The organism is Streptomyces sp. NPDC107521 (assembly GCF_055598485.1).
Map to the genome: position 1 here is coordinate 166,713 of NZ_JBVKAT010000005.1, position 20,964 is coordinate 187,676.

Genomic DNA, 20,964 nt, shown 5'->3' on the forward strand with positions numbered 1-20,964 from the left:
GACACGAGGGTTCGGGAGGCGAGGACCATGGGGAACGGGGCGCTCGACGGCGCGGTGATCGCGGTGGCGGGAGCGGGTGGGCCCGCGGGGCGGGCCGCCCTGCTGAGGCTGGCCGAGGCGGGCGCGACCGTCGTCGGCGCGGACAACGACCCGGAGCGGCTGGCCGAGGCCGTCGACGCGGCGCGCTACGCGCACGGCGGCGCCACGGTCACCGGCGAGAAGGTCGACCTGCTCGAACTCGGCCCCACCCGCGCGTGGGCCGACCGCATAGAGAAGGACTACGGCCGGATCGACGGGCTGGTCCACCTCGTCGGCGGCTGGCGCGGCAGCCAGACCTTCACCAAGACCAACCTCGACGACTGGGACCTGCTGGAGCACCTGCTCATCCGCACCGTGCAGCACACCTCCCTCGCCTTCCACGAGCCGCTCCAGCGCAGCGACCGCGGGCGCTACGTCCTGATCAGCGCCGCCGGGGCGAGCAGCCCCACGGCGGGCAACGCCGCCTACGGGGCCGCCAAGGCCGCCGCCGAGGCGTGGACGCTGGCCATGGCCGACTACTTCCGCAAGGCGGGGGGCGAGGACGGGCCCACCTCGGCGGCTGCGATCCTGGTGGTCAAGGCGTTGGTGCACGACGCGATGCGCGCCGAACGCCCCCACGCGAAGTTCGCGGGCTTCACGGATGTCGGGGAGCTGGCCCAGGCGGTCGCCGGGATCTGGGACAGGCCCGCCCCGGAAGTGAACGGAAACCGTCTGTGGCTGACCGAGAAGCCGTGAACCCGCCGAGGACCGACGCACGACGCCACCACGACCCCGCGGTGCGCGGCTTCGCCAGCGACAACTACGCGGGCGCCCACCCCGAGGTGCTCGCCGCACTGGCCCTGGCCAACGGCGGGCACCAGGTGGCGTACGGGGAGGACGCGTACACGGAGAACCTCCAGCGGGTGATACGCGGCCACTTCGGACCCACCGCCGAGGCCTACCCGGTGTTCAACGGCACCGGGGCCAACGTCGTCGCGCTCCAGGCGGTCACCGACCGCTGGGGCGCCGTGATCTGCGCCGAGAGCGCGCACATCCACGTCGACGAGTGCGGAGCCCCGGAGCGCGTCGGCGGTCTGAAGCTGCTCACCGTCCCCACCCCCGACGGCAAGCTCACCCCCGAGCTGATCGACCGCCAGGCGTACGGCTGGGACGACGAGCACCGCGCCATGCCCCAGGTCGTCTCGATCACCCAGAGCACCGAACTCGGCACCCTCTACACCCCCGCCGAGATCCGGGCCGTCTGCGACCACGCCCACGCCCACGGCATGACGGTGCACCTGGACGGCTCCCGCCTCGGCAACGCCGCCGCCTCCCTGGACGTGCCCATGCGCACCCTCACCAACGCGGCCGGGGTCGACCTGCTCTCCCTGGGCGGCACCAAGAACGGCGCCCTGTTCGGGGAGGCGGTCGTCGTCCTGAACCCGGACGCGGTGCGCCAGGTGAAGCACCTGCGCAAGCTGTCCATGCAACTGGCCTCCAAGATGCGGTTCGTGTCGGTGCAGCTGGAGGCGCTGCTCGCCAAGGACCTCTGGCTGCGCAACGCCCGGCACGCCAACGAGATGGCCCAGCGCCTCGCCGAGGGCGTGCGCGCCGTGCACGGGGTGGAGATCCTCCATCCGGTGCAGGCCAACGCCGTCTTCGCCCGGCTGCCGTACGCGGCGGGCGAGCGGTTGCGGCAGCGCTTCCGCTTCTACTTCTGGGACGAGGCCGCGGGCGACGTGCGCTGGATGTGCGCCTACGACACCACCGAGGACGACGTGGACGCGTTCGTCGCGGCGCTCAAGGAGGAGATGGCCCGCTGAGACGGGCGCCCGGGGGACCGGGCAGTGATGCATAGATATGCGGTGTACTGAAAATTCATTGACTGCAGGGTCGCCGCGTTCCTATGCTCTGCGCGCATGCGACTGATCCAGCAGAACCCCGACCTGTCCGCCTACTTGGCCGCCGACGAGGCCATCGACCACCATCATCCCCGGGTCAGGGAGGTGGCCCGGAGCCTCGCGAAACGGGCAGAGGACTCGTATGCCTATGCGGAGCTGGCCTTCGAGCATGTGCGCGACACCGTCCCGCACTCCCTGGACTCCGGCGACACGCGCGTCACCTGGCGGGCCTCCGACGTGCTGGAGCGGCGCACCGGGATCTGCTACGCCAAGGCGCACGCCCTGGCCGCGCTGCTGCGCGCCGAGGACATCCCCGCGGCCCTGTGCTACCAGCGCCTCGGCGTGGTGCACGGGCTGGTCGCCGTGCGGTTCAACGGCGCCTGGCACCGGCAGGACCCGAGGGGCAACCGGCCCGGCGTGGACGCCCGGTTCTCCCTGGGGCGCGAACGGCTGGCCTTCGTGCCCGATTCCGCGGCGGGCGAGGCGGACGACCCGGTGCTGTACGCGGCGCCCCACCCGGCCGTCCTGGAGGCGCTGCGGGCCGCCGTCGGCCGGACCCGGCCGTGGGAGGACCTCCCGACGGCCCTGTGACCCGACGGCCCCGGGGCGGCGTACGGCTCAGCGGGCCTCGGCCGTGCGCACCTGCTCGGGCGTCGGGGCGGTGCCCCCGAGGTGGGCCGGCATCCACCAGGTGTCCTCCGGGCCCCTGGGGCGCGTCGGATAGGCGCGCTGGGCGACCTCCAGGAGCTCCTGGACGCGCTCGCGCAGCCGCCGGGTCAGGGCGCCCGCGTACTGCTCCCGGGAGGCCTCCATGGCCTCGCCGACCCGGACGGTGACGGGGATGTGGCTGCGCCGGAAGTTGCGCGGGTGCCCCTTCGTCCACAGCCGCTGCGTGCCCCAGACCGCCATGGGCACCAGCGGCACCCCGGCCTCCTGGGCCAGCCGCACGGCACCCGACTTGAAGCTCTTGAGCGTGAACGACTCGGAGATCGTCGCCTCCGGGAACACCCCGATGACCTGGCCGGAGCGCAGCGAGGCCAGGGCGTGCGCGTAGGCCTTCTCGCCCTGGCCGCGGTCCACCGGGATGTGCTTCATGCCGCGCATCAGCGGTCCGGAGATCCGGTGCCGGAAGACCGACTCCTTCGCCATGAAGCGCACCAGGCGCTTCTGCGGCAGCGCCGCCAGGCCGTTGAAGACGAAGTCCAGGTAGCTGATGTGATTGCTGACCAGTACGGCGCCGCCCGAGCGCGGGATGTTCTCCGAACCGCGGCAGTCGATCCTGAGGTCCCACACCTTGAACATGGTGCGGGTGAGACCGATGACCGGGCGGTAGACGAGATCTGCCATGGGCGGGACGGACCCTTCCTTCTCGGCCTGGGAAAGGGCTCCCAGTCGAAAGTTACGCAGCCGTAGGTTTGCGGCCTGCCGCCGATCGTGCCCCATGAACGGCCGGGGAACCAGCCCGTGCGCCCCCGTGCCGCGAGATCCTCGTCACGTCACCGGCCCCATCCTGGCCGAAACCCGACGCCCGCCCGGGAATCTCCGGTGCCCGCCGGGCGCTGCACCCGCTGACGGGTGAACCGGGGGTGCGGACGCCGTGCCCCCGCGACGGGCCGCGGAGCGGCGGAAACGGGAGGACACGGGTGAGCGGGCGACGCGAGGACGACGGTGCCGGAACCGGATCGGGTGACTCCGGACCGGCCGGTTCCGCACCACCCGCCCCGGGCCCCTCCGGCACCCCCGCACCGCCCGTGCCGGTGTCCGCGCCGGACGCCCCGGCGCCCCCCGGTCGCGCGTCCGAGGTGTCCTCCGGCGTCCCCGTGCCGTCCGGCCCCGGGCCGGGGCGGGCTCCGCGGCTCGACGCGGCGGCCCTCGGTGCCGAGTTGGGCGCCCGCGCCACCCTCCTCCAGTTCTCCACCGCCTTCTGCGCCCCCTGCCGGGCCACCCGCCGGGTGCTCGGCGAGGTCGCCGCGCTGGTCCCCGGCGTCGCCCACGTCGAGATCGACGCCGAGGCGCGCCTGGAACTCGTCCGCGCCCTCGGCGTGCTGCGCACCCCGACCGTGCTCGTCCTCGACGCCGACGGGAGGATCGCGCGCCGCGCGGCCGGCCTGCCCCGCAAGGCGGACGTGATCGCCGCCCTGGGGGCGGTGGTGTGACCACCGCCACGCCCGCCGTGAGGCACACTCCACTGCTTCCTCGTCCCGGGACGTACTTGACTGTGTCCGCCACTGATCGCCAGCCCGCCCAGCCGCCGCTCCCGGCCCCCCGGGGGCGGGTCCCCCGCGGAAGGACATCCCGCATGACGGCCGCGCCCGACCGCGCCGCGCCCCGCCCGGCCACCGCCGACCTCTTCCGGTCGGTGTTCCGACGGCACGCGGCCGGGGTCGCCGTGATCACCGCGCGGGACGGCTCCGGCCGCCCGGCCGGCTTCACCGCCACCTCCCTGGCCTCGGTCTCCGCCGAGCCCCCGATGCTCTCCTTCGGCATCGCCACGGGCTCCTCCACCTGGCCCGCCGTCGCCGCCGCCGGACACGTCGGGGTGCACGTCCTCGCCGAGCACCAGCAGGACCTGGCGGCCACCTTCGCCCGCAGCGGCGCCGACCGCTTCGGGCCCCCGACCGGCTGGCGCGAGGGCCCGGAGGGCGTCCCGCTGCTGGACGGGGTGCTCGCCTGGCTGGTGTGCCGGGTCGTGGGCCGGGTGCCCGCGGGGGACCACCGCATCGTGCTGGCGGAGGTGCGCGCCGGTGATCCCGGGGAGGGCGGCGGCCCCCTCCTCTACCACGCGGGGCGCTACCACGGCCTGCGCGAGTGAGCGGCCCCGCGCCGTGCGCGCCGCCGCCCTCCCGCGGGCGCCCGCGCGGTGCTGCGAGGGTGTCGGGTTCCGGTTACGCTGCGTTGCGAAGGTCACAGTTCAAAGCGCTTGCTCAGCGGGCAGGAACTGAGTGTACTGACGAGTAATATCCGGTCGGGGCGCGGTCGCCCCGACCGGAACGGGCCGCTTGTGGCGCCTATGCTGCCAGCAAGCAGGCAGCACTGAAATGACGATGCAGTAGGAGAGCCGGCGTGAGCTTGAGGATCGTTGTCACCGTGAAGTACGTGCCCGACGCCACCGGCGACCGGGGCTTCGCCGATGACCTGACCGTCGACCGCGACGATGTCGACGGTCTGCTCTCGGAGCTGGACGAGTACGCGGTCGAACAGGCCCTGCAGATCTCGGAGGCCCACCGGGAAGCGGGTGAGGACGTGGAGATCACCGTTCTCACGGTGGGTCCGGAGGACGCCAAGGACGCCCTGCGCAAGGCGCTGTCGATGGGCGCGGACAAGGCGGTCCACGTCGAGGACGACGATCTGCACGGCACCGACGCCCTCGGCACCTCCCTGGTCCTGGCCAGGGCCGTCGAGAAGACGGGCTACGACCTGGTGATCTCCGGCATGGCCTCCACCGACGGCGCCATGGGTGTCGTCCCGGCCCTGGTGGCGGAGCGTCTGGGTGTCCCGCAGGTGACCATGCTCGCCGAGGTGTCCGTCCAGGACGGCATGGTGCGCGGCCGCCGTGACGGTGACGCCGCCTCCGAGCGGCTCGAGGCCGCGCTGCCGGCCGTCGTGTCCGTCACCGACCAGTCGGGTGAGGCGCGTTACCCCTCCTTCAAGGGGATCATGGCGGCCAAGAAGAAGCCGGTCGAGTCCTGGGACCTGTCCGACCTGGACATCGACGCCGACGAGGTCGGCCTGGAGAACGCGGGCACCGCCGTCGACTCCGCGACCGAGCGCCCGGCGCGTACCGCGGGCACGGTCGTCAAGGACGAGGGCGAGGGCGGCAGGCAGCTCGCCGGGTTCCTCGCGGGCCAGAAGTTCATCTGAGCCCCGCCCGGTCGCGCCGACCGCCCCCTTCATACCTCGCGAGCAGGAGAGAAGAAGTCCCATGGCTGAAGTCCTCGTCTACGTCGACCACGTGGACGGTGCCGTCCGCAAGCCCACCCTCGAGCTGCTGACCCTGGCCCGCCGCCTCGGTGACCCCGTAGCCGTCGCCCTGGGCGCCGGTGCCGCCGACACCGCCGCCGTGCTCGCCGGGCACGGCGCGGTGAAGGTGCTGACCCACGAGGCCGCCGAGTACACCGACTACCTCGTCGTCCCCAAGGTCGACGCGCTCCAGGCCGCCGTGAAGGCCGTCTCCCCGGCCGCCGTCCTCGTCCCCTCCTCCGCCGAGGGCAAGGAGATCGCCGCGCGCCTGGCGCTGCGTCTGGGTTCCGGTGTCATCACCGACGCCATCGACGTGGAGGCCGGTGACGGGGGCCCGGTGGCGACGCAGTCCGTCTTCGCCGCCGCCCACACCACCAGGTCCCGGGTGGTGCGGGGGGTCGCGGTGATCACCGTGAAGCCCAACAGCGCCGCCGTGGAGGCCGCCCCGGCCGCCGGCGCGGTGGAGGCCCTAGAGGTGGCCTTCTCCGCCCTGGCGAGCGGCACCAGGGTCACCTCGCGCACGCCGCGCGAGTCCACCGGCCGTCCGGAGCTGACCGAGGCCGCGGTCGTGGTCTCCGGCGGACGCGGTGTCAACGGTGCGGAGAACTTCGCGGTCATCGAGGCCCTCGCCGACTCGCTCGGCGCGGCCGTGGGCGCCTCCCGCGCCGCGGTGGACGCCGGCTGGTACCCGCACACCAGCCAGGTCGGCCAGACCGGCAAGTCCGTCTCCCCGCAGCTCTACATCGCCGCCGGTATCTCCGGCGCGATCCAGCACCGGGCCGGCATGCAGACCTCGAAGACCATCGTGGCCGTCAACAAGGACCCCGAGGCCCCGATCTTCGAGCTCGCCGACTACGGCGTCGTGGGCGACCTCTTCGACGTCCTCCCCCAGCTCACCGACGAGATCAAGGCCCGCAAGGGCTGACCGGTCCCGCACACGACCGGGCTCCCGCGACCGATTGCGGTCGCGGGAGCCCGGTCGTGCGTGGGGGAGCGGCGGGAACGGGCGCGACGGGCCCCGGGACGAGCGGGGACGGCGCGGGGGCCGGACGCGAGCGGGGCGCGGAGCCGACCTCGCCCCGCGCCCCAACTCCCGCTCCCGCACCCGGCGTCCGTGCCCCGCACCCGGCGTCCGGCTCCGGCACCCGCGCTCCGGCTCCAGGGCGGCACCCCGCGACGGGCACCCGGCTCCAGGACCCGCGCCCGGCATCCGCGCCCCGGCTCCGGAGTGGCACCCCGCTCCCGGCCGCCGCGCCCCGCACGCGCCCAGCACTGTGCCGCGGTCCGGGAATCCGGACCGCGGCACTGACGCACTGCCGGCTCAGACCTCGCCGGGGGCGAACCCCTGGAGCGCGACCGGGCGGAGGAACCGCTCCACGGCCCGCCCGCCGACCGAGGTCGCGCGCGCGTCCGTGGTGGCCGGGTAGGGCCCGCCGTGGTGCTGCTCGTCGACCACGGCGAGGCCGGTCGGGGCGCCGTTGAGGACGACGCGGCCGACCAGGCCGGTCAGGGACCGGACGGAGCGCCGCGACAACTCCTCACCCGGCCGGGCGTAGACCGAGGCGGCCAGACAGGGATCGAGCGTGCCGAGCAGGTCCACGATCTCGTCGGCGTCCGCGAACACCAGGACGACCGCCGGGCCGAACACCTCCTCGGTCAGCTCCCGGTGCGAGCGCAGCGTCCCCGGCACGGTGGTGAACACCACCGGGTCGTGCCACCAGCCCGTCTCCCGCGCCGCCCCCGTCGGCACCGTCTCCGCCGGGGCCAGCTTCTCCAGGGCGCCGACCCGCCCGACGAAGCGGTGGCGGATGCGCTCGTCCAGGAAGGGCGAGGCGACGCTCTCCCGCAGCGCCTCCTTGAACGCGTCGGCGAACCCCTCCGCGCCCCGCTCGACCAGGACCAGCCCCGGCTTCGTGCACCGCTGTCCCGCGAAGTCCCCCACCGCGTGGGCGAGTTCGTCCGCGATGGCGCCGCCCCGGTCCGCCACCGCGGCGGCGGTCACCACGACCGGGTTGAGGCTGCCCATCTCGCAGTACGCGGGGACGGGCCGCGGTCGCGAGGCCGCCAGGTCGTACAGGGCCCGGCCGCCGGCCAGCGAACCGGTGAAGGCCACCGCCGCGATGCCGGGGTGCAGCACCAGACGCTCGCCGACGTCGTGGCCGACGCCCTGGAGCAGGGTGAACACACCGTCGTCGAGCACCTCCCGGAGCGCCTCGGCGATCAGTCCGGAGGTCCGCGGGTGCGCCGGATGGGACTTGGCGACGACGGTGCAGCCCGCCGCGAGGGCCGCCGCGGTGTCGGTCCCGCCGACCCCGAAGGCGAGCGGGAAGTTCGACGAGCCGAAGACGGCCACCGGACCGAGGGGCACCAGGACCCGGTGGATGCCCCCAGCGCCGCCGTCCCCGCCCGGGGCCAGGGCCTCGTCGGCGAAGCGCGCGTAGGAGCGGAACTGGGCCACCGTACGGTCGAGTTCACCCCCCAGCCGGGCCGCGGGCAGCCCCGTCTCGCGCGCCGCGGTCCCGGTCACCGGGCCGCGCCGCGCCTCCAGGGCGTCGGCCACGCCGTTCAGGAGGGCCGCCCGCCGGGCGGGGGTGAGGGCGGCGAAGCCGGCGGCCGCGCGCCCCGCCGCCTCGACGGCCTCGTCCACCTCTCGTGGCGAAGCGTCCTGGAACACGGGGCCGATGCTGGACCCGGTCGCCGGGTCGAACGCGGTGAAGCTCATGGAATGCGTCAACTTTCGTGGTTCGTGGGAAACGGCGGCACGGTCAGGAGGGGCGGACGCGGGCGCGTCCCCTGAGATCGGTCACGGAGGCGGCGCCGAGGAGCTGCATCGCGTTGGTGAACTCGTCCCGCAGCAGCGAGAGGACCTTGTCCACGCCCGCCTCCCCGCCGGCCATCAGGCCGTAGAGATAGGCGCGGGCGACGAACACCCCGTCGGCGCCGAGCCCCACGGCGGCGGCCACGTCGTAGCCGCTCAGCACGCCTCCGTCGACGAAGACCGCGCCCCGGTCCCCGGTGGCCGCGACGATCTCCGGCAGCGCCTCGACGGAGCCGGGCACCCGGTCGAGCTGACGGCCGCCGTGGTTCGACACCACGACGCCGTCGGCGCCCGCGTCGAACACCCGCAGCGCGTCCTCGGCCGAGAGGATGCCCTTGACGAGGAGCCGGCCGGGCCACAGTTCGCGGACCTGCCGCAGCCGCGGGATGTCCAGGGCCGGATCGAAGAGGAGGTCGGCGAGGTCCGACGAGGTGCCGTCGAAGGAGCCGAGGGCGGCGAACTCCAGCGGGTCGTGCGTCAGCAGGTCGAACCACCACCGGGGGTGGGTCGACATGTCGGCGAGGGTGGAGAGCCGCAGGTTGGGCGGGATCGTCAGCCCCTGCCGGATGTCGCGCAGCCGCCGGCCGCCGACCGGGGTGTCGACGGTGACGACGAGCACCTCGTACCCGAGCCGGGCGACCTCGGCGATCAGTTCGGCGGTGCGTCCCCGGTCCCGCCACGGGTAGAGCTGGAACCAGTTCTGCCCGGGGGAGGACGCCATGAGGTCCGCCGGCGAGGTGGTGCCCACCGTGGAGAGCGTGTACGGGACGCCCGCCCGCCCGGCGGCGGCGGCCACCGCGCGCTCCCCGGTGTGGTGCATCATCCGGGTGTAGCCGGTCGGGCCGAGCACGACGGGCAGGGTGCTCGACCGCCCGAACCAGGTCGCGGCGGTGTCCACCCGGGAGACGTCGGTCAGCGCGGTCGGCAGCAGCTCGACGCGGTCGAGGGCGTCGCGGTTGCGCCGCCTGCTGATCTCCCGGTCCGCCGCCCCGTCCACGTAGTCGAACACCGAACGCGGTACCCGGCGGCGGGCGGCGGCGCGCAGGTCCGCGACCGAGACCGCGTCGCGCACCCGGCGCGGTCCCGGCTCGCGGGGGCCGCGCGGCGACATGACCAGCGGCTTCACTTCGGACCAGCGTGGGAGCCGACGGCGGCTCGCCCCTGTTCTGGGCGCCATGTCAGGAGGGGACGGCCGCGGCGGCGCTGGGACGGACCACGAGCGACTCGATGATCGCCGACTTCGGGGCGTCCACGCAGAAGCGGACCGCGTCCGCGACCGTCGCCGGGTCCAGGTAGAAGTTCGGGTCGTCCGGGACCCCGTACGCCGACCCGACCGCGTGGCCCATGTCGGTCGCCACGAAGCCCGGGAAGACGCTGCTCACCCGTACGCCCCGGGCGCGCTCCTCCTCGCGGAGGGTGTCCGAGAAGGCGAGCAGGGCGTGCTTGGTGGTCGTGTAGGGCGATCCGCTCGGGTAGGTGACCTTGCCCGACATCGAGTTCATGAAGACGATGTCGCCGCGCGACCGGCGGATCCGGTCCAGCAGGCGGCTGGTGAGGTCGACCGTGCCGAAGAAGTTCACCTCGATCGCGGCGCGCCAGGCGTCCATGTCCACGGCGTCGATGGGCTGTTCGTCGGCGATGGCCGCGTTGTTGACGAGCACGTCCAGGTCGCCGACCGACTCGGCGGCCTCCGCGATCCGCGCGGAGTCGGCGAGGTCGATCAGCACCGTGCGGGCCGAGGGAAGCTGTGCCACGACCTCGTCGGCGGCCTTCCGGTCCCGGCCGCCGACGAGGACGTGGTGGGTCCGGCCGAGCTCGACGGCGATGGCCCGTCCGATGCCGCGTGTCGCGCCGGTGACCAGGGCGACGGGTCGGGTGCGCTGTTCCATGGTGACTCCTGTTCTGGGGGAGGGGGACCGTGCTCCGGCGGGCGCCGGAGCACGGTCCCCCGGGGGGACGGACGTCAGAAGGGCTTCTCGTCCAGGCCGAGGTGGATGCTCAGGTCCTCGTTGTCGATGCGCCAGGCCGGTCCGGCGCCGTGACTCTCGTCGTGGAAGGACCGGAAGCCGAGGATGCCCTGGATCTTCGGCGGCAGCTCGCGCACGATCTCGAGCGGCACCGCGAACGGGTGCGCCTCGATCGGCACCAGGAAACCGGAGTTGAAGACGAGGAGGATGCAGCGGCGCAGGGTGTCCTCGGTGAGGTTGGCGCCGCCGCCGTGGGACACCTTGCCCGACAGGAGCAGGGCGTCCCCGCGCTTGAGCACCGCGGGGATCGTCATGTCGGGCGTCCCGCGGTCCTCGTAGTCCTCCCAGTGGTTGCTGCCCGGGATGATCCGGGTGGCGCCGACCTCCTCGGTGAAGTCGGTCAGCGCGACCAGGATGTTGATCTGGATCTCGGGCGCCTTCGGACCCGCCGCGACCATGAACGGCCAGGTCTCCAGGTCCCGGTGGAGCCGCTGGGCCTCCTGGCCGGGGTGGGTCTGGATGACGTGGGCCTCCCCGAGCCAGTAGGTGTCGGAGGTCGGCAGCAGCAGGGTGTCGGCGATGTCCAGGACCTTCTCGTCCTGGAGCCACTCCTCGCGGAAGGCCTTGCTCTTCGCGGTCATGCCGGTCATCCGCTTGGTGCGGGTGCCGTGGATCATGTCGCCCCGGCCGTCCACGTCGTAGCGGCTGCCGATGGCCACGTCTCCGAGGAGGCCGTCGATGTCGGCGTTGAGGCGGCCGACCTGCTCCTCACTGAACAGGCTCTGGATGATCACACCGCCGTCGCGGTTGACGTGCTCGGCCATCTCGTCGCTCGTCGTCGACCTCTGGACTCTCCGGATGTCGCTCATGAACTCGCTCCTCTCTTCGGCCGCCGCCCGCGCGGGGCGCGTGCGGCTCGTGGGACAGTCAGGCGGATACCTGGCTGAGGGATGTGACGACCGGGACGCCGCGGGTCGCCGCTCCGAGCGGCGACATCACCGACTCCGGCCGCTGGCGCGCCAGGTGTTCCAGGCCGGCCGCGGCGCGCCGTACGCGTTCGACTCCCGTCTGCCGGGTGACGGAGTCGAGGTGCTGTCCGGCGGGGTAGATGCCGGGGGCGTTGCGGAGACCGAACTTCAGGTAGACCGGGGCGGCCACCCGGACGATCTCACCGATGTCGTGGTAGCGCAGGAAGCCGCCCAGTCCGTCCGGGCCCTCGACGTACAGGTCGAGGGCGGCGGCGAACGCGGCGCGGAAGGCGGCCAGTTCCGGGACCGGGGTGTCCCCGGCGACGTTGACGCTGTCGACGCCGTGGTCGACCAGCATGCGCGCGCCGACCGGGTTCGCGATGCCCATGACGGCGGAGGCCTTCACGATCATGTCGTGGGGGATCTCGCCGGTGGCCCGGCCGCCCTCGATCAGGGCGATCAGGCCCTCGTCCGCGACGAGGATGCTGCGGATGCCCAGCGACGCGGCGCGCAGCACGTCGTCGTAGGCGGCCCGCAGCGTGTCGAGGGTCATGTGCCGCCAGCCGAAGTACTTGCCGTCGGGCGTCAGGGCGGAGGCCGAGGCGTTCCAGGGCGCGCGCGGTCCGACGAAGAGGCAGACCTCGATCCGGTGGGCGGCGCCGAGGGCGGCGTACTCGCGGATCTCCTCGTCCAGGAGCATCGACACGCCGCTGCCCTGGGAGACTCGGTGGACGGGGACCTCCATCGACGCGGCGGCGTCGACGATCCTCTGGAAGGCGGCCGGGTTCTCGACGCTCGGGATCTCCACACGGCACTCGCCGCCGTCCTCGAAGCGCAGGCGGGAGTCGCGCGGGTTGCGAGCCGCGTCGATGAGGGCGGCGAGATGCGTCCCGCCAACGGTCTTCGACATTCCTTGTAACCAGCTTTCCTAGTAGCCCGGTCCGGGGTGCGCGTCAGACGGTGATCAGCGGGCCCGGCGGGGTGTGGTGGGTGAGGAGTTCGTGCCCGTCGTCGGTGACAGCCAGGGCGTGGCTGATGACGAGGGGCGTCTTCTGCTCGCTCCACAGTCCGGCGATCAGGTGGAAGGCCATGCCGGGCCGGAGGACGGTCTCGTCGCCGGCCCGGATGGAGGCGGTGTGCTCGCCCCAGTCCGGGGCGTAGGCCAGTCCGATCGGGTAGCCGAGCCGGGAGGACTTCTCGACGCCGTGCCGGGACACGACGCGCCGCCAGGCGGCCTCCAGGTCCGAGCAGGTGTTGCCGGGCCGGACCGCCTCCAGGGCGGCCCCGATCCCGTCGCTCATCACCTCGGCCATCCGCCGGACCTCGGGATCGGGCGGTCCGATGGAGACGGTGCGGGCGAGCGGGGCGTGGTAGCGCCGGACGCAGGCGGAGAGCTCGATGTTGACGAGGTCGCCGTCGGCGTAGCGCCGGTTGACCCAGGACAGGTGGGAGGCGCCGAGCCGCTCGCCCGACAGCATGAACGGGACGGAGGAGGGTATCTCCCCGCACAGGTCGTCCAGGCCGCGGTACTGGGCGCCGACGGCGGCCGCGGCCGCCTCGCACTCCCTGCTCCCGGCCCGGACCCGGTCGACGGCGGCGGCCATCGCCCGTTCGGTGATGCGTCCGGCGACCCGCATGAGGTCGATCTCGTTGGCGGACTTCACGATCCGGCACCAGTTCACGACGTTGGTGATGTCGGTGAAGTCGGCGGCGGGCGCGTGCCGGAGGAGCTGCCGCCAGGCGTGCACCGTCAGGTAGTAGGCGTCGAGTTCGATGCCCACCCGGCCGCGGGCCAGGCCGAGTTGGTCGAGGAGCCGGGCGACCTCGGACATCGGGTGCCGGTCGGTCCGCTGCACCAGGTCCTCGGGATAGGTGAAGAGGTGGTCCTCGCCCATCCAGGTCGTGAGGCGGGCCGAGTGGTAGTCCACCGGTCTGCCGATCCAGTAGGGGGTGTCCCGGTCCACGTGGACGATGACGGCCTGGGGGACGTAGAACGCGTAGCCGTCGTAGCCGGTGAGGTAGTGCATGTTCGCCGGATCGGAGATCACCGCACCGGCGAGGCCCCGTTCGGCGAGTGCGGCCCGGACCGTCCCGAGCCGGCGCCGGTACTCCTCGACCGGGAAGACGGGCCGCGAGTCCTCGGACCTCTTCGCCGCCTTGACGATGTCGAAGCCCGCGGGAGTGTCGGACATCAGGTGGTACCTCCGTACGTGCGCTGGGGGAGGGGAATGGCCGCCGCGCGGCTCACCGGGCGGTGTCGAGCCGGCGTTCCAGGAGGACTCCGGCGCGGCCGACGGCTCCGCAGATCAGGATGAAGAGGACGGCCGCGGTGCCGTACATGAGCAGGGGCTCGCCGATGCTGCTGACCCCGAGCTGGGCCCGGAACATGATGTCCGCGACGCCGATGTAGTAGAGCAGCGCGGTGTTCTTCACCTGTCCGACCACGAAGCTGGTCAGGGGCGGGAGCATCGCGCGGGACGCCTGCGGGACGATGATGCGGGTGAAGGTGGTGGTCCTGCTCAGCCCGAGGGCCGAGGACGCCTCGTACTGGCCCTTGTCGACGTCGACCAGGCCGGCGCGGAAGATCTCGATGGCGTAGCCGGCGCCGTAGGCCGTCAGCCAGATCAACGCGGCGTACCAGGCGGTCAGTTCGATGCCGAACTCGGCCAGTCCGTAGTAGAGCACGAACAGCTGGAGGATCGGGGGCAGGCCGCGGATCAGCTCGACGAAGCAGATGATCAGGGCCCGGACCGGTGCGGGTCCGTGGATGCGCGCCAGCGCTCCGAGGACGCCGAGCACGATCGCGGCGACGGTGGACAGGGCGGCGAGTTCCAGGGTGGTGGTGGCGCCGCGCACGACCTCCGTGACGAAGTGCCAGGTGGAGTCGTTCATCCGAGCACCCGCGGGGGATCGACGGACTGGAGGTTCTCGGCGATGCGCGCCGCCTCGGAGTCGTCCGGGCGGCCCGGAGCGGAGGGCAGCACCCGGGAGAGGAAGGCGCGGGCGCGCTCCGTCCGCGGGTTGGTGAGGACCTCCTTGGCCGGTCCGGACTCGGCGATCCGGCCGTCGGCCATGATGACGACGGTGTCGGCGACATCGCGGGCGAAGGCCATCTCATGGGTGACGAGCATCATGGTCATGCCCGACTGGGCCAGGCCCTGGATCGTGCTGAGCACGTCGCTCACCAGCTCGGGGTCGAGCATGGAGGTCGGCTCGTCGAGGAGCAGGACCTTGGGGTCCATCGCCATCGCGCGGCAGATCGCGACGCGCTGGCGCTCCCCGCCGGAGAGCTGCTGCGGGTAGGCGGTGGCCCGGTGCCGCAGGCCGATGGCCTCCAGCAGCTCGTGCGCCCGCCTGAGGGCGGCCTCCCGGCTGATGCCGCGGACCTTCTCGGGCGCGATGGTGATGTTGCGCTCGACGGTGAGGTGCGGGAAGAGGTTGAACGTCTGGAAGACCATGCCGACCTGCGAGCGGATGTGGCTCTCGGTCTCGCGCTGTTCGCGGCGGGACGCCCGCGCCCCGGGTTCCGCGGTGCCGACGATCTCCCGGCCGCAGAGGGACACCCGGCCGAGTTCGAACTCGGTGAGGTGGTTGACGCAGCGGATGAGGGTGCTCTTGCCGGCACCGCTCGGCCCCACGATCGCCATCACCTCGCTCTCGTGGACCGTGAGCGAGACATCCTCGAAGATGGTGCGGTCGCCAAAGCGCTTCGTCAGATGATCAAGCTGGACTATAACGTCTTTGGACACGGCGTTCCGTCCCTCCGATGATGCATGCGAGCAGTAGGTAGACAGCGAGGTACATGACGCCCGCCAGGGCCAGCGACGACATGGGCTTGTAGGTCTCGGCCGATGCCTGGTAGGCGCGGGTCATCAGGTCGGCGACGCCGATCGTGAGCACCAGCGCGGTGTCCTTGATGATGTTGCTGATCTGGTTGGTCGCCGGGATCAGGAACGAGACCAGGGCCTGCGGGGCGATGATCTTCCGCGCCTTGAGCAGGGTCCCCATGCCGAGCGCCGCGGCGGCCTCGTGCTGGCCCCGGTCGACGTTGGCCCAGCCGGCCCGGAAGATCTGGGCGAACTGCGTCGAGTGGAAGACGGTCATCGCGATGACGGCCGCGACCGGTCCCGACAGGGAGAGCCCGAGCTGCGGCAGCCCGTAGTAGGCGAGGAAGAGCATCACCAGGACGGGGACGGCCTGCACGAGGTCGATGTAGAGCCCCGAGGCGACCCGCAGCGCGGCGAACCGGGAGAGCCGGGCGGCCGTGAGGGCAGCGCCGAGGACCACGGAGAGGGCCGTGCTCCACAGCGTCAGCTCGACGGTGGTCCAGAGCGCCTGGAGGAACTCGGGGAAGTAGCGGCTCCACAGCTCAAACACGGGTGCTGCCTCCGTCCGGCAGGGGGCTGTCCGGGTGCGGTGTCATCAGGACCGGGTCGCCGCGTCGTCGGGGGCCTCGCACAGGCCCTCGGTGTAACTCGCGTCCTTCATGCCGTACTTCTTGTAGATCTTCGCGAGTTCGCCGTTGCAGGTGATCTTCTTCAGGTAGGCGTTCAGCTCCTCGCGCAGCTTCTCGCCCTTCTTGTTCTTGGGCAGGCCGTAGAAGCTGCGGGGCGTGACGCTGGTCAGCTTCTCGGGCACCGGGCCGAGGTTGGCGAGGTCGAGGGACGGGTCGTTGTGGGTCTCCCAGTCCGCGTTCACCGAGGACTGGATGCTGCCGTCGACGCGTCCGGAGGTGACGGCCATGAAGGTGTTCTTGAGTCCGTCGAACTGCTGCACCTTGGCACCCGGCACCCGGGCGGCGATGCGCGCCTCCTCGGTCCCGATGACGACGGCGAGGCTCTTGCCCCGGAGGTCGTCGATGGAGTTCCCGGACAGCCCCGGCTTGCTCTTGCGGGTGACGGCCACGTCGGCGACGTTGTTGATGGGCCGGGAGTAGTTCATCACCTTGCCGCGCTCGGCGGTGTAGTAGATGTCGATGCCGAGGACGTCGGCGCGGCCCGAGGACACCGCCTGGATCGCCGAGGCGAACGGCAGGTTCTCCAGCTTGATCTCCCTGCCGGACTCCTTCGCGAAGCCCTCGAGGATGTCGACGCCGTAGCCGACGTACTTGCCGCTGTCGTCCTGGAAGACGGACGGGGCGTAGGCGGACGCGGCGACGACGATCCGGTCCTTCGCGGCCGGGCCGTCCCCGTCGTCCGATCCGCACGCCGTGAGGCTCACCGCGAGGACGGTGGCCGCGGCGAGGGCGGTCGCGGTGCGGGTCTTCTTCTCAAGAGGCATGGTTCTCTTCCCTGTGTGCGTACTCTCGGCCCGGTCCCGGCTCGGGTGCCGGGTCCGAGATGGAAGACAAGATCTCCCGCACGGCCTGGGTCGCGAGCGCGACGTAGGCGAGCGGAAAGCGTTCGTTGGGGGCGTGCACGTTGGACTCGGGCAGTCCGAATCCGGTGAGCACCGCCGGGATCTCCCGGGCGGCCAGCGCGCTCATGACCGGCACGGTGCCGCCGGTCGGCTGCATCACGGGGGCCCCGCCCATGGCCCGTCCGACCGCGTCCGCGATGCGCCGGGCGACCGGGCTGCCGGGGTCGATCAGGCTTCCGCGCGACGACTCGAGCACGTCGAGACCGATCTCGGCGCCGGGCACGGCGGCCTCGGCGATCAGCCGTTCCAGCTCCGCCCCGACGGTGTCGGGGTCCTGGAGGGGAGCGAGGCGGATGGAGAGATGGGCGTGGGCCCGGGTCGGAATAATCGTTTTTTCACGGTCGGGCTCACCGCCCGCGATGCCGTGGACGTTGATGCTCGGACGGAACCCGGTGCGTTCCACGAACGAGTCGAGCGCGTCCGGCGCCATCGGCCGGCCGCCGGCCGACGCGAGGATCCGCGGCCAGTCGCACGCCGCCTGCCACTCGGCGAGATCCTCGGGCCGGGGCCGGAAGCGCCCCGCCTCCAGGGCCGCGGGCGGCTCGTCGGTCAGCACGCCCAGGATCCGGTTCAGCACGTGCAGCGCGTTGAGTCCGGCACCGCCGAAGATCCCGGAGTGGAGGTCCATCTCCCCGGTGACCACGGTCAGCCGGTAGAAGCGGATTCCCCGGGTGGCGATCTGCACGACCGGCTGCCGGTGGCGGAACATGATGCCGTCGAAGGCCACCGCGAGGTCGGGCGTCTCCGTCAGCCCCTCCACCCATTCCACGGCGGTCTCGCCCGTCGCCTCCTCCTCCGCGTCGGCGAGGATCACGACGTTGACCGGGAGGGCCGACTCGGCGGCGAGGTCCAGCGCACCGCGCATCAGCGCGTAGAGGTGGATCTTGTCGTCGGCCGATCCCCGGGCGTGGATCCAGCCGTCCCGGACCGAGGGGTCGAAGGGGGCCGTGACCCACTCCTCCTCGTCGCCGGGCGGCTGCACGTCGAAGTGCGCGTACAGCAGGACCGTCGGCGCGTCGGCGTACCCCGGGCTGGCGGGGATCCGCCCCACGACGAGGGGGTCGCGCTCGGTGGGCACCAGTTCCGCCGTCCCCCCGTGTTCCTGGAGGTAGCTCCGGATCCATTCGGCGGCGCGGGCGATGTCGGCCGAGTGCTCCGGGTCGCCGCTGACCGAGGGTATGGAGAGGAACGCCATGATGTCGCTCAGCCGCTCGGGCGGCACCGGGTGGCGCTCCGCCAGGGCGACCCAGTCCACGGCGTCGGCCGGCTCCGCCGGGCCCGGGGCGAGCCCCGTGTCGCGGCCGGTCACGACGCCACCGGGCGGGACGCGGCGACCAGGCTGAACAGGTTCTTGGGGTCGTCGGCCTCGGCGACCAGGTCGAGCCCTCCGCGGGCGATGTGGGCGCCCGCCGTCTCCCGGGCGTAGTTCAGGGCGGAGAAGTCGGCCATGGCGAATCCGACCGAGTCGAAGACCGTGATCTGCTCGGCCGAGGTCCGGCCCTTCTCCAGTCCGGCCAGCACCTGCCACAGCTCCACGACCGGGAAGTCCTCGTCGAACTGCTGGATCTCCCCCTCGACGCGGGTCTGCGGGGCGAACTCGACGAAGACGTCGGCGCGGCGCAGGATGGCCGCCTCCAGCTCGGTCTTCCCCGGGCAGTCCCCGCCGATCGCGTTGACGTGCACCCCGGGGACGACGTCCGCGTCCAGCAGGACATGGGCGTTGGCCTTGTCCGCCGTGCAGGTCGTGATGATGTCGGCGCCGCGCACCGCGTCCGCGCCGTCAAGGGCGGCGACGGCCTCGATGCCCGAGCCCGCGAGGTTCGCGATCAGCTTCCGGGTGGCCGCCGGGTCCGTGTCCCAGACGCGGATCCGGTCCACGCCCAGCAGTTCCTTGAAGGCGAGGGCCTGGAACTCTGCCTGGGACCCGGCGCCGATCATCGCCATGGTGCCCGCGTCCTCACGGGCGAGCACCTGCGCGGCGAGCGCGGAGGTGGCCGCCGTGCGCAGCGCGGTCAGGATGGTCATCTCGGAGCAGAACACCGGGTAGCCGGAGGCGACGTCGGCGAGGAAGCCGAAGGCGGTCACCGTCTGCAGTCCGTTGCCCGGGTTCGACGGGTGTCCGTTGACGTACTTGAAGCTGTAGGTCCCGCCGTCGCTCACCGGCATCAGTTCGATGACGCCCTCGCGGGAGTGGGACGCGACCCGGGCCACCTTGTCGAATTCGTTCCACCGCAGGAAGTCGGCGCGCAGGCGGCCGGCGATTCCGCGGACGATCCGCTCGGTGCCCGTCTCACGGACCCAGGCCCGCATCCCCTCGACGCTCAGGATGTCCAACCCGACCCCTCCTCACTTGTGTTCGGTATTTCGAACGCCTATCGTGATTTCGCACAACCTAAGCTCAGGTTTGAAGAGTCGTCAAGGCTGCCTGCGGATTTATTCGAAGACGAGTTTCGTAAGTTGTTCGCTATTCCGAACATGACTCGGAATGCTGTACGGTTCGAGGCCCTGCCGGAGTGAAGGGGGGAATCACCGGTGCCTCACCCATGGGCCTTCCGGCCCGGAACGGCGGCGGGGGGGGACCCGTCCCCGGCGGACGGTTCCCCGCTTCCCCGCGCGGGACGACGGCCCGGCCCCCGGTCCGGTGCCCCGGCCCCGCGGGCCGGGCGTCGGTCCGTCGCGCCTCACGCCGGCGCCCTCCCGGACGCCGGTGTCCCCGGGCCGGGGACACCGGCCGGGGGCCGGTCCCGCACCGGCCCAAGTCGGCCCGTCCGGAGGCCGTTTGGCCCCGGACCCGTCGGCTACGCTCACCCCTTTGTCCCTGCGACCGAAGGAACGTCCGCGATATGGCTCAGAGTTCTGGTTCGTCCCCCCGGTTCGTCCCGGGTCTGATGCGCGCGATCGACATTCTGGAACTCCTGGCGGAGAGCGACCCGATGTCCGCCACCGAGATCTCACAGGCCCTCAAACTGCCGCGCACCACGGCTCATGAGCTGCTGTCGACCCTCGCGGCCCGCGGGCTCGTCGAAACCGACAACAACGGGGTGCGGAAGTTCCGGCTGGGGCCCACCCTGCTCTGGCTCGGCTCCCACTACCGCGCCGACATCGACCTGCCCCGCGCCGCCACCGCGGTGGCGGAGGCGGTCGCGCAGCAGTGCGGCGAGACCGTGCACGTCGGCCGGCTCGTGGGCCGGGAGGTCCTCTACATCGCCAAGGTGGAGAGCACCCACCCGGTGCGCATGGTCTCCCGGTTCGGGGTGCGGCTGCCCGCGCACCTCACCGCCGTGGGCAAGGTGATGCTCGCCCACCTCTCGCGTTCCGAGATCGACGAGCTCTACCCCCAGGGGGCCGTACTGGAGGCGTTCACCCCCAACAGCATCACGTCGCTGACCGTCCTCAAGCGCGAACTGGCGGCCGTCCGCGAACGGGGCGTCGCCACCGAGACCGAGGAGTCCAACCCCGACGTCGGCTGCGTCGCCGCGCCCGTCTTCGACCACAAGGGCAAGATCGTCGCCGGACTGAGCCTGTCCGTGCCCAGCTACCGGCACACGGAGGAACTGCGCACCAAGTGGGCGGAGTTGTCCCGGTGGGGGGCGCGGGAGCTGTCCCACCGGCTGGGGCACCACGCGGACGCCTGACGCCCGCTCCGGCGGTCGCCCCGGTGGTTCCCCTCCGGAGAGTTGCCTCCGGCCCCTGCCGGCCCCCGCGCGGCCCGGCGGTCCCGCCCGGCCGCGCGGGCGGGCGGACCGCCCGGCCCCCGGCCCCCGTGTCGAGGGCGTCCGTCCCCGTCCGTCCCCTCCCGCCGTCCGTTCGTCCCGTCCGTTCCGCCGGCCCCCTTGTTCCCCCGGCGCCGATCCTCCGCCGGACCGTCCGTTTCCCCGGAGTCCTCCGTGCCCGGGTCCGGGGGGCCGGGGCCG

The 20,964-nt window shown here is 72.6% G+C and carries 21 protein-coding genes; 8 read left to right on the forward strand and 13 right to left on the reverse strand.

From position 1 onward, the window contains the following. The first annotated feature begins 27 nt into the window (after window positions 1-27). The 3 genes from ACZ7LB_RS10315 (at window position 28) to ACZ7LB_RS10325 (ending at window position 2,510) form a co-directional block, all read left to right on the forward strand. Complete coding sequence (locus ACZ7LB_RS10315; RefSeq protein WP_161226940.1) at window positions 28-774, forward strand: SDR family NAD(P)-dependent oxidoreductase; 747 nt, start codon at window positions 28-30, stop codon at window positions 772-774. Beyond that, entirely contained in the window at window positions 771-1,841 is a 1,071-nt protein-coding gene (locus ACZ7LB_RS10320) for a threonine aldolase family protein (protein WP_471467157.1), read from the forward strand. Before ACZ7LB_RS10315 ends, ACZ7LB_RS10320 begins: the two co-directional genes overlap by 4 nt. A gap of 96 nt (window positions 1,842-1,937) precedes the next feature. Beyond that, window positions 1,938-2,510 carry a transglutaminase domain-containing protein gene (locus tag ACZ7LB_RS10325; RefSeq protein ID WP_471466877.1) on the forward strand — a complete coding sequence of 191 codons (573 nt, stop codon included), beginning with the start codon at window positions 1,938-1,940 and terminating at the stop codon, window positions 2,508-2,510. Window positions 2,511-2,537: 27 nt separating this feature from the next. Here the strand turns inward: ACZ7LB_RS10325 and ACZ7LB_RS10330 are convergent, their stop codons facing one another. Further along, window positions 2,538-3,266 carry a lysophospholipid acyltransferase family protein gene (locus ACZ7LB_RS10330; protein WP_471466879.1) on the reverse strand — a complete coding sequence of 243 codons (729 nt, stop codon included), beginning with the start codon at window positions 3,264-3,266 and terminating at the stop codon, window positions 2,538-2,540. A gap of 473 nt (window positions 3,267-3,739) precedes the next feature. On the opposite strand from ACZ7LB_RS10330, the gene ACZ7LB_RS10335 reads away from it, so the two are divergent. The 4 genes from ACZ7LB_RS10335 (at window position 3,740) to ACZ7LB_RS10350 (ending at window position 6,804) form a co-directional block, all read left to right on the forward strand. Further along, window positions 3,740-4,075: a TlpA family protein disulfide reductase gene (locus ACZ7LB_RS10335; RefSeq protein ID WP_161226943.1), complete on the forward strand. Its 336-nt coding sequence runs from the start codon at window positions 3,740-3,742 to the stop codon at window positions 4,073-4,075. A 143-nt stretch (window positions 4,076-4,218) separates the two neighbouring features. Beyond that, a complete protein-coding gene (locus tag ACZ7LB_RS10340; protein ID WP_471466881.1) occupies window positions 4,219-4,731 on the forward strand; it encodes a flavin reductase family protein in 513 nt (170 codons plus the stop codon). Window positions 4,732-4,982: 251 nt separating this feature from the next. After that, a complete protein-coding gene (locus tag ACZ7LB_RS10345) occupies window positions 4,983-5,780 on the forward strand; it encodes an electron transfer flavoprotein subunit beta/FixA family protein (protein WP_471466882.1) in 798 nt (265 codons plus the stop codon). A 61-nt stretch (window positions 5,781-5,841) separates the two neighbouring features. Further along, on the forward strand, window positions 5,842-6,804 hold the full coding sequence (locus ACZ7LB_RS10350; RefSeq protein ID WP_471466884.1) for an electron transfer flavoprotein subunit alpha/FixB family protein: 963 nt from the start codon (window positions 5,842-5,844) through the stop codon (window positions 6,802-6,804). Window positions 6,805-7,200: 396 nt separating this feature from the next. Here ACZ7LB_RS10350 and ACZ7LB_RS10355 read toward each other — a convergent pair whose 3' ends face one another. The 12 genes from ACZ7LB_RS10355 to ACZ7LB_RS10410 all read right to left on the reverse strand — a co-directional run bounded on the left by ACZ7LB_RS10355 (window position 7,201) and on the right by ACZ7LB_RS10410 (window position 19,384). Next, window positions 7,201-8,601: an aldehyde dehydrogenase family protein gene (locus ACZ7LB_RS10355; RefSeq protein WP_471466886.1), complete on the reverse strand. Its 1,401-nt coding sequence runs from the start codon at window positions 8,599-8,601 to the stop codon at window positions 7,201-7,203. A gap of 43 nt (window positions 8,602-8,644) precedes the next feature. Further along, entirely contained in the window at window positions 8,645-9,823 is a 1,179-nt protein-coding gene (locus tag ACZ7LB_RS10360; protein WP_471466888.1) for an alpha-hydroxy acid oxidase, read from the reverse strand. Between the two features lie 52 nt (window positions 9,824-9,875). Further along, complete coding sequence (locus tag ACZ7LB_RS10365) at window positions 9,876-10,586, reverse strand: SDR family oxidoreductase (protein ID WP_471466890.1); 711 nt, start codon at window positions 10,584-10,586, stop codon at window positions 9,876-9,878. A 74-nt stretch (window positions 10,587-10,660) separates the two neighbouring features. After that, the gene (locus tag ACZ7LB_RS10370) at window positions 10,661-11,533 is read right to left on the reverse strand and encodes a phytanoyl-CoA dioxygenase family protein (protein ID WP_471466892.1); all 873 of its coding nucleotides are present in this window, start codon (window positions 11,531-11,533) and stop codon (window positions 10,661-10,663) included. A 58-nt stretch (window positions 11,534-11,591) separates the two neighbouring features. After that, complete coding sequence (locus tag ACZ7LB_RS10375) at window positions 11,592-12,542, reverse strand: hypothetical protein (protein WP_471466894.1); 951 nt, start codon at window positions 12,540-12,542, stop codon at window positions 11,592-11,594. Window positions 12,543-12,585: 43 nt separating this feature from the next. Continuing rightward, window positions 12,586-13,824: a M24 family metallopeptidase gene (locus ACZ7LB_RS10380; protein ID WP_471466896.1), complete on the reverse strand. Its 1,239-nt coding sequence runs from the start codon at window positions 13,822-13,824 to the stop codon at window positions 12,586-12,588. Window positions 13,825-13,876: 52 nt separating this feature from the next. Then, a complete protein-coding gene (locus ACZ7LB_RS10385; RefSeq protein WP_471466898.1) occupies window positions 13,877-14,524 on the reverse strand; it encodes an amino acid ABC transporter permease in 648 nt (215 codons plus the stop codon). Then, a complete protein-coding gene (locus ACZ7LB_RS10390; protein ID WP_471466900.1) occupies window positions 14,521-15,381 on the reverse strand; it encodes an amino acid ABC transporter ATP-binding protein in 861 nt (286 codons plus the stop codon). Before ACZ7LB_RS10390 ends, ACZ7LB_RS10385 begins: the two co-directional genes overlap by 4 nt. Then, on the reverse strand, window positions 15,353-16,009 hold the full coding sequence (locus ACZ7LB_RS10395; RefSeq protein ID WP_471466902.1) for an amino acid ABC transporter permease: 657 nt from the start codon (window positions 16,007-16,009) through the stop codon (window positions 15,353-15,355). The genes ACZ7LB_RS10390 and ACZ7LB_RS10395 overlap by 29 nt, the downstream gene beginning before the upstream one ends. A gap of 45 nt (window positions 16,010-16,054) precedes the next feature. Continuing rightward, entirely contained in the window at window positions 16,055-16,912 is an 858-nt protein-coding gene (locus tag ACZ7LB_RS10400) for an ABC transporter substrate-binding protein (RefSeq protein ID WP_471466904.1), read from the reverse strand. Further along, window positions 16,902-18,359, reverse strand: coding sequence for a M20/M25/M40 family metallo-hydrolase (locus ACZ7LB_RS10405; RefSeq protein WP_471466906.1), 1,458 nt, complete (start codon window positions 18,357-18,359; stop codon window positions 16,902-16,904). The genes ACZ7LB_RS10400 and ACZ7LB_RS10405 overlap by 11 nt, the downstream gene beginning before the upstream one ends. Then, window positions 18,356-19,384, reverse strand: coding sequence for an ornithine cyclodeaminase (locus ACZ7LB_RS10410; RefSeq protein WP_471466907.1), 1,029 nt, complete (start codon window positions 19,382-19,384; stop codon window positions 18,356-18,358). Before ACZ7LB_RS10410 ends, ACZ7LB_RS10405 begins: the two co-directional genes overlap by 4 nt. Window positions 19,385-19,893: 509 nt before the next feature. On the opposite strand from ACZ7LB_RS10410, the gene ACZ7LB_RS10415 reads away from it, so the two are divergent. Beyond that, on the forward strand, window positions 19,894-20,685 hold the full coding sequence (locus tag ACZ7LB_RS10415) for an IclR family transcriptional regulator (RefSeq protein WP_471466909.1): 792 nt from the start codon (window positions 19,894-19,896) through the stop codon (window positions 20,683-20,685). The last annotated feature ends 279 nt before the right edge of the window (window positions 20,686-20,964 follow it).

What these genes read in the sequence shown, in the direction of transcription:
- ACZ7LB_RS10380 (WP_471466896.1), bottom strand. Translation starts at nt 13,824, where the DNA reads ATGTCCGACACTCCCGCGGGCTTCGACATCGTCAAGGCGGCGAAGAGG.
- ACZ7LB_RS10400 (WP_471466904.1), bottom strand. Translation starts at nt 16,912, where the DNA reads ATGCCTCTTGAGAAGAAGACCCGCACCGCGACCGCCCTCGCCGCGGCC.
- ACZ7LB_RS10315 (WP_161226940.1), top strand. Translation starts at nt 28, where the DNA reads ATGGGGAACGGGGCGCTCGACGGCGCGGTGATCGCGGTGGCGGGAGCG.
- ACZ7LB_RS10350 (WP_471466884.1), top strand. Translation starts at nt 5,842, where the DNA reads ATGGCTGAAGTCCTCGTCTACGTCGACCACGTGGACGGTGCCGTCCGC.
- ACZ7LB_RS10340 (WP_471466881.1), top strand. Translation starts at nt 4,219, where the DNA reads ATGACGGCCGCGCCCGACCGCGCCGCGCCCCGCCCGGCCACCGCCGAC.
- ACZ7LB_RS10355 (WP_471466886.1), bottom strand. Translation starts at nt 8,601, where the DNA reads ATGAGCTTCACCGCGTTCGACCCGGCGACCGGGTCCAGCATCGGCCCC.
- ACZ7LB_RS10325 (WP_471466877.1), top strand. Translation starts at nt 1,938, where the DNA reads ATGCGACTGATCCAGCAGAACCCCGACCTGTCCGCCTACTTGGCCGCC.
- ACZ7LB_RS10330 (WP_471466879.1), bottom strand. Translation starts at nt 3,266, where the DNA reads ATGGCAGATCTCGTCTACCGCCCGGTCATCGGTCTCACCCGCACCATG.
- ACZ7LB_RS10365 (WP_471466890.1), bottom strand. Translation starts at nt 10,586, where the DNA reads ATGGAACAGCGCACCCGACCCGTCGCCCTGGTCACCGGCGCGACACGC.
- ACZ7LB_RS10385 (WP_471466898.1), bottom strand. Translation starts at nt 14,524, where the DNA reads ATGAACGACTCCACCTGGCACTTCGTCACGGAGGTCGTGCGCGGCGCC.
- ACZ7LB_RS10375 (WP_471466894.1), bottom strand. Translation starts at nt 12,542, where the DNA reads ATGTCGAAGACCGTTGGCGGGACGCATCTCGCCGCCCTCATCGACGCG.
- ACZ7LB_RS10370 (WP_471466892.1), bottom strand. Translation starts at nt 11,533, where the DNA reads ATGAGCGACATCCGGAGAGTCCAGAGGTCGACGACGAGCGACGAGATG.
- ACZ7LB_RS10415 (WP_471466909.1), top strand. Translation starts at nt 19,894, where the DNA reads ATGGCTCAGAGTTCTGGTTCGTCCCCCCGGTTCGTCCCGGGTCTGATG.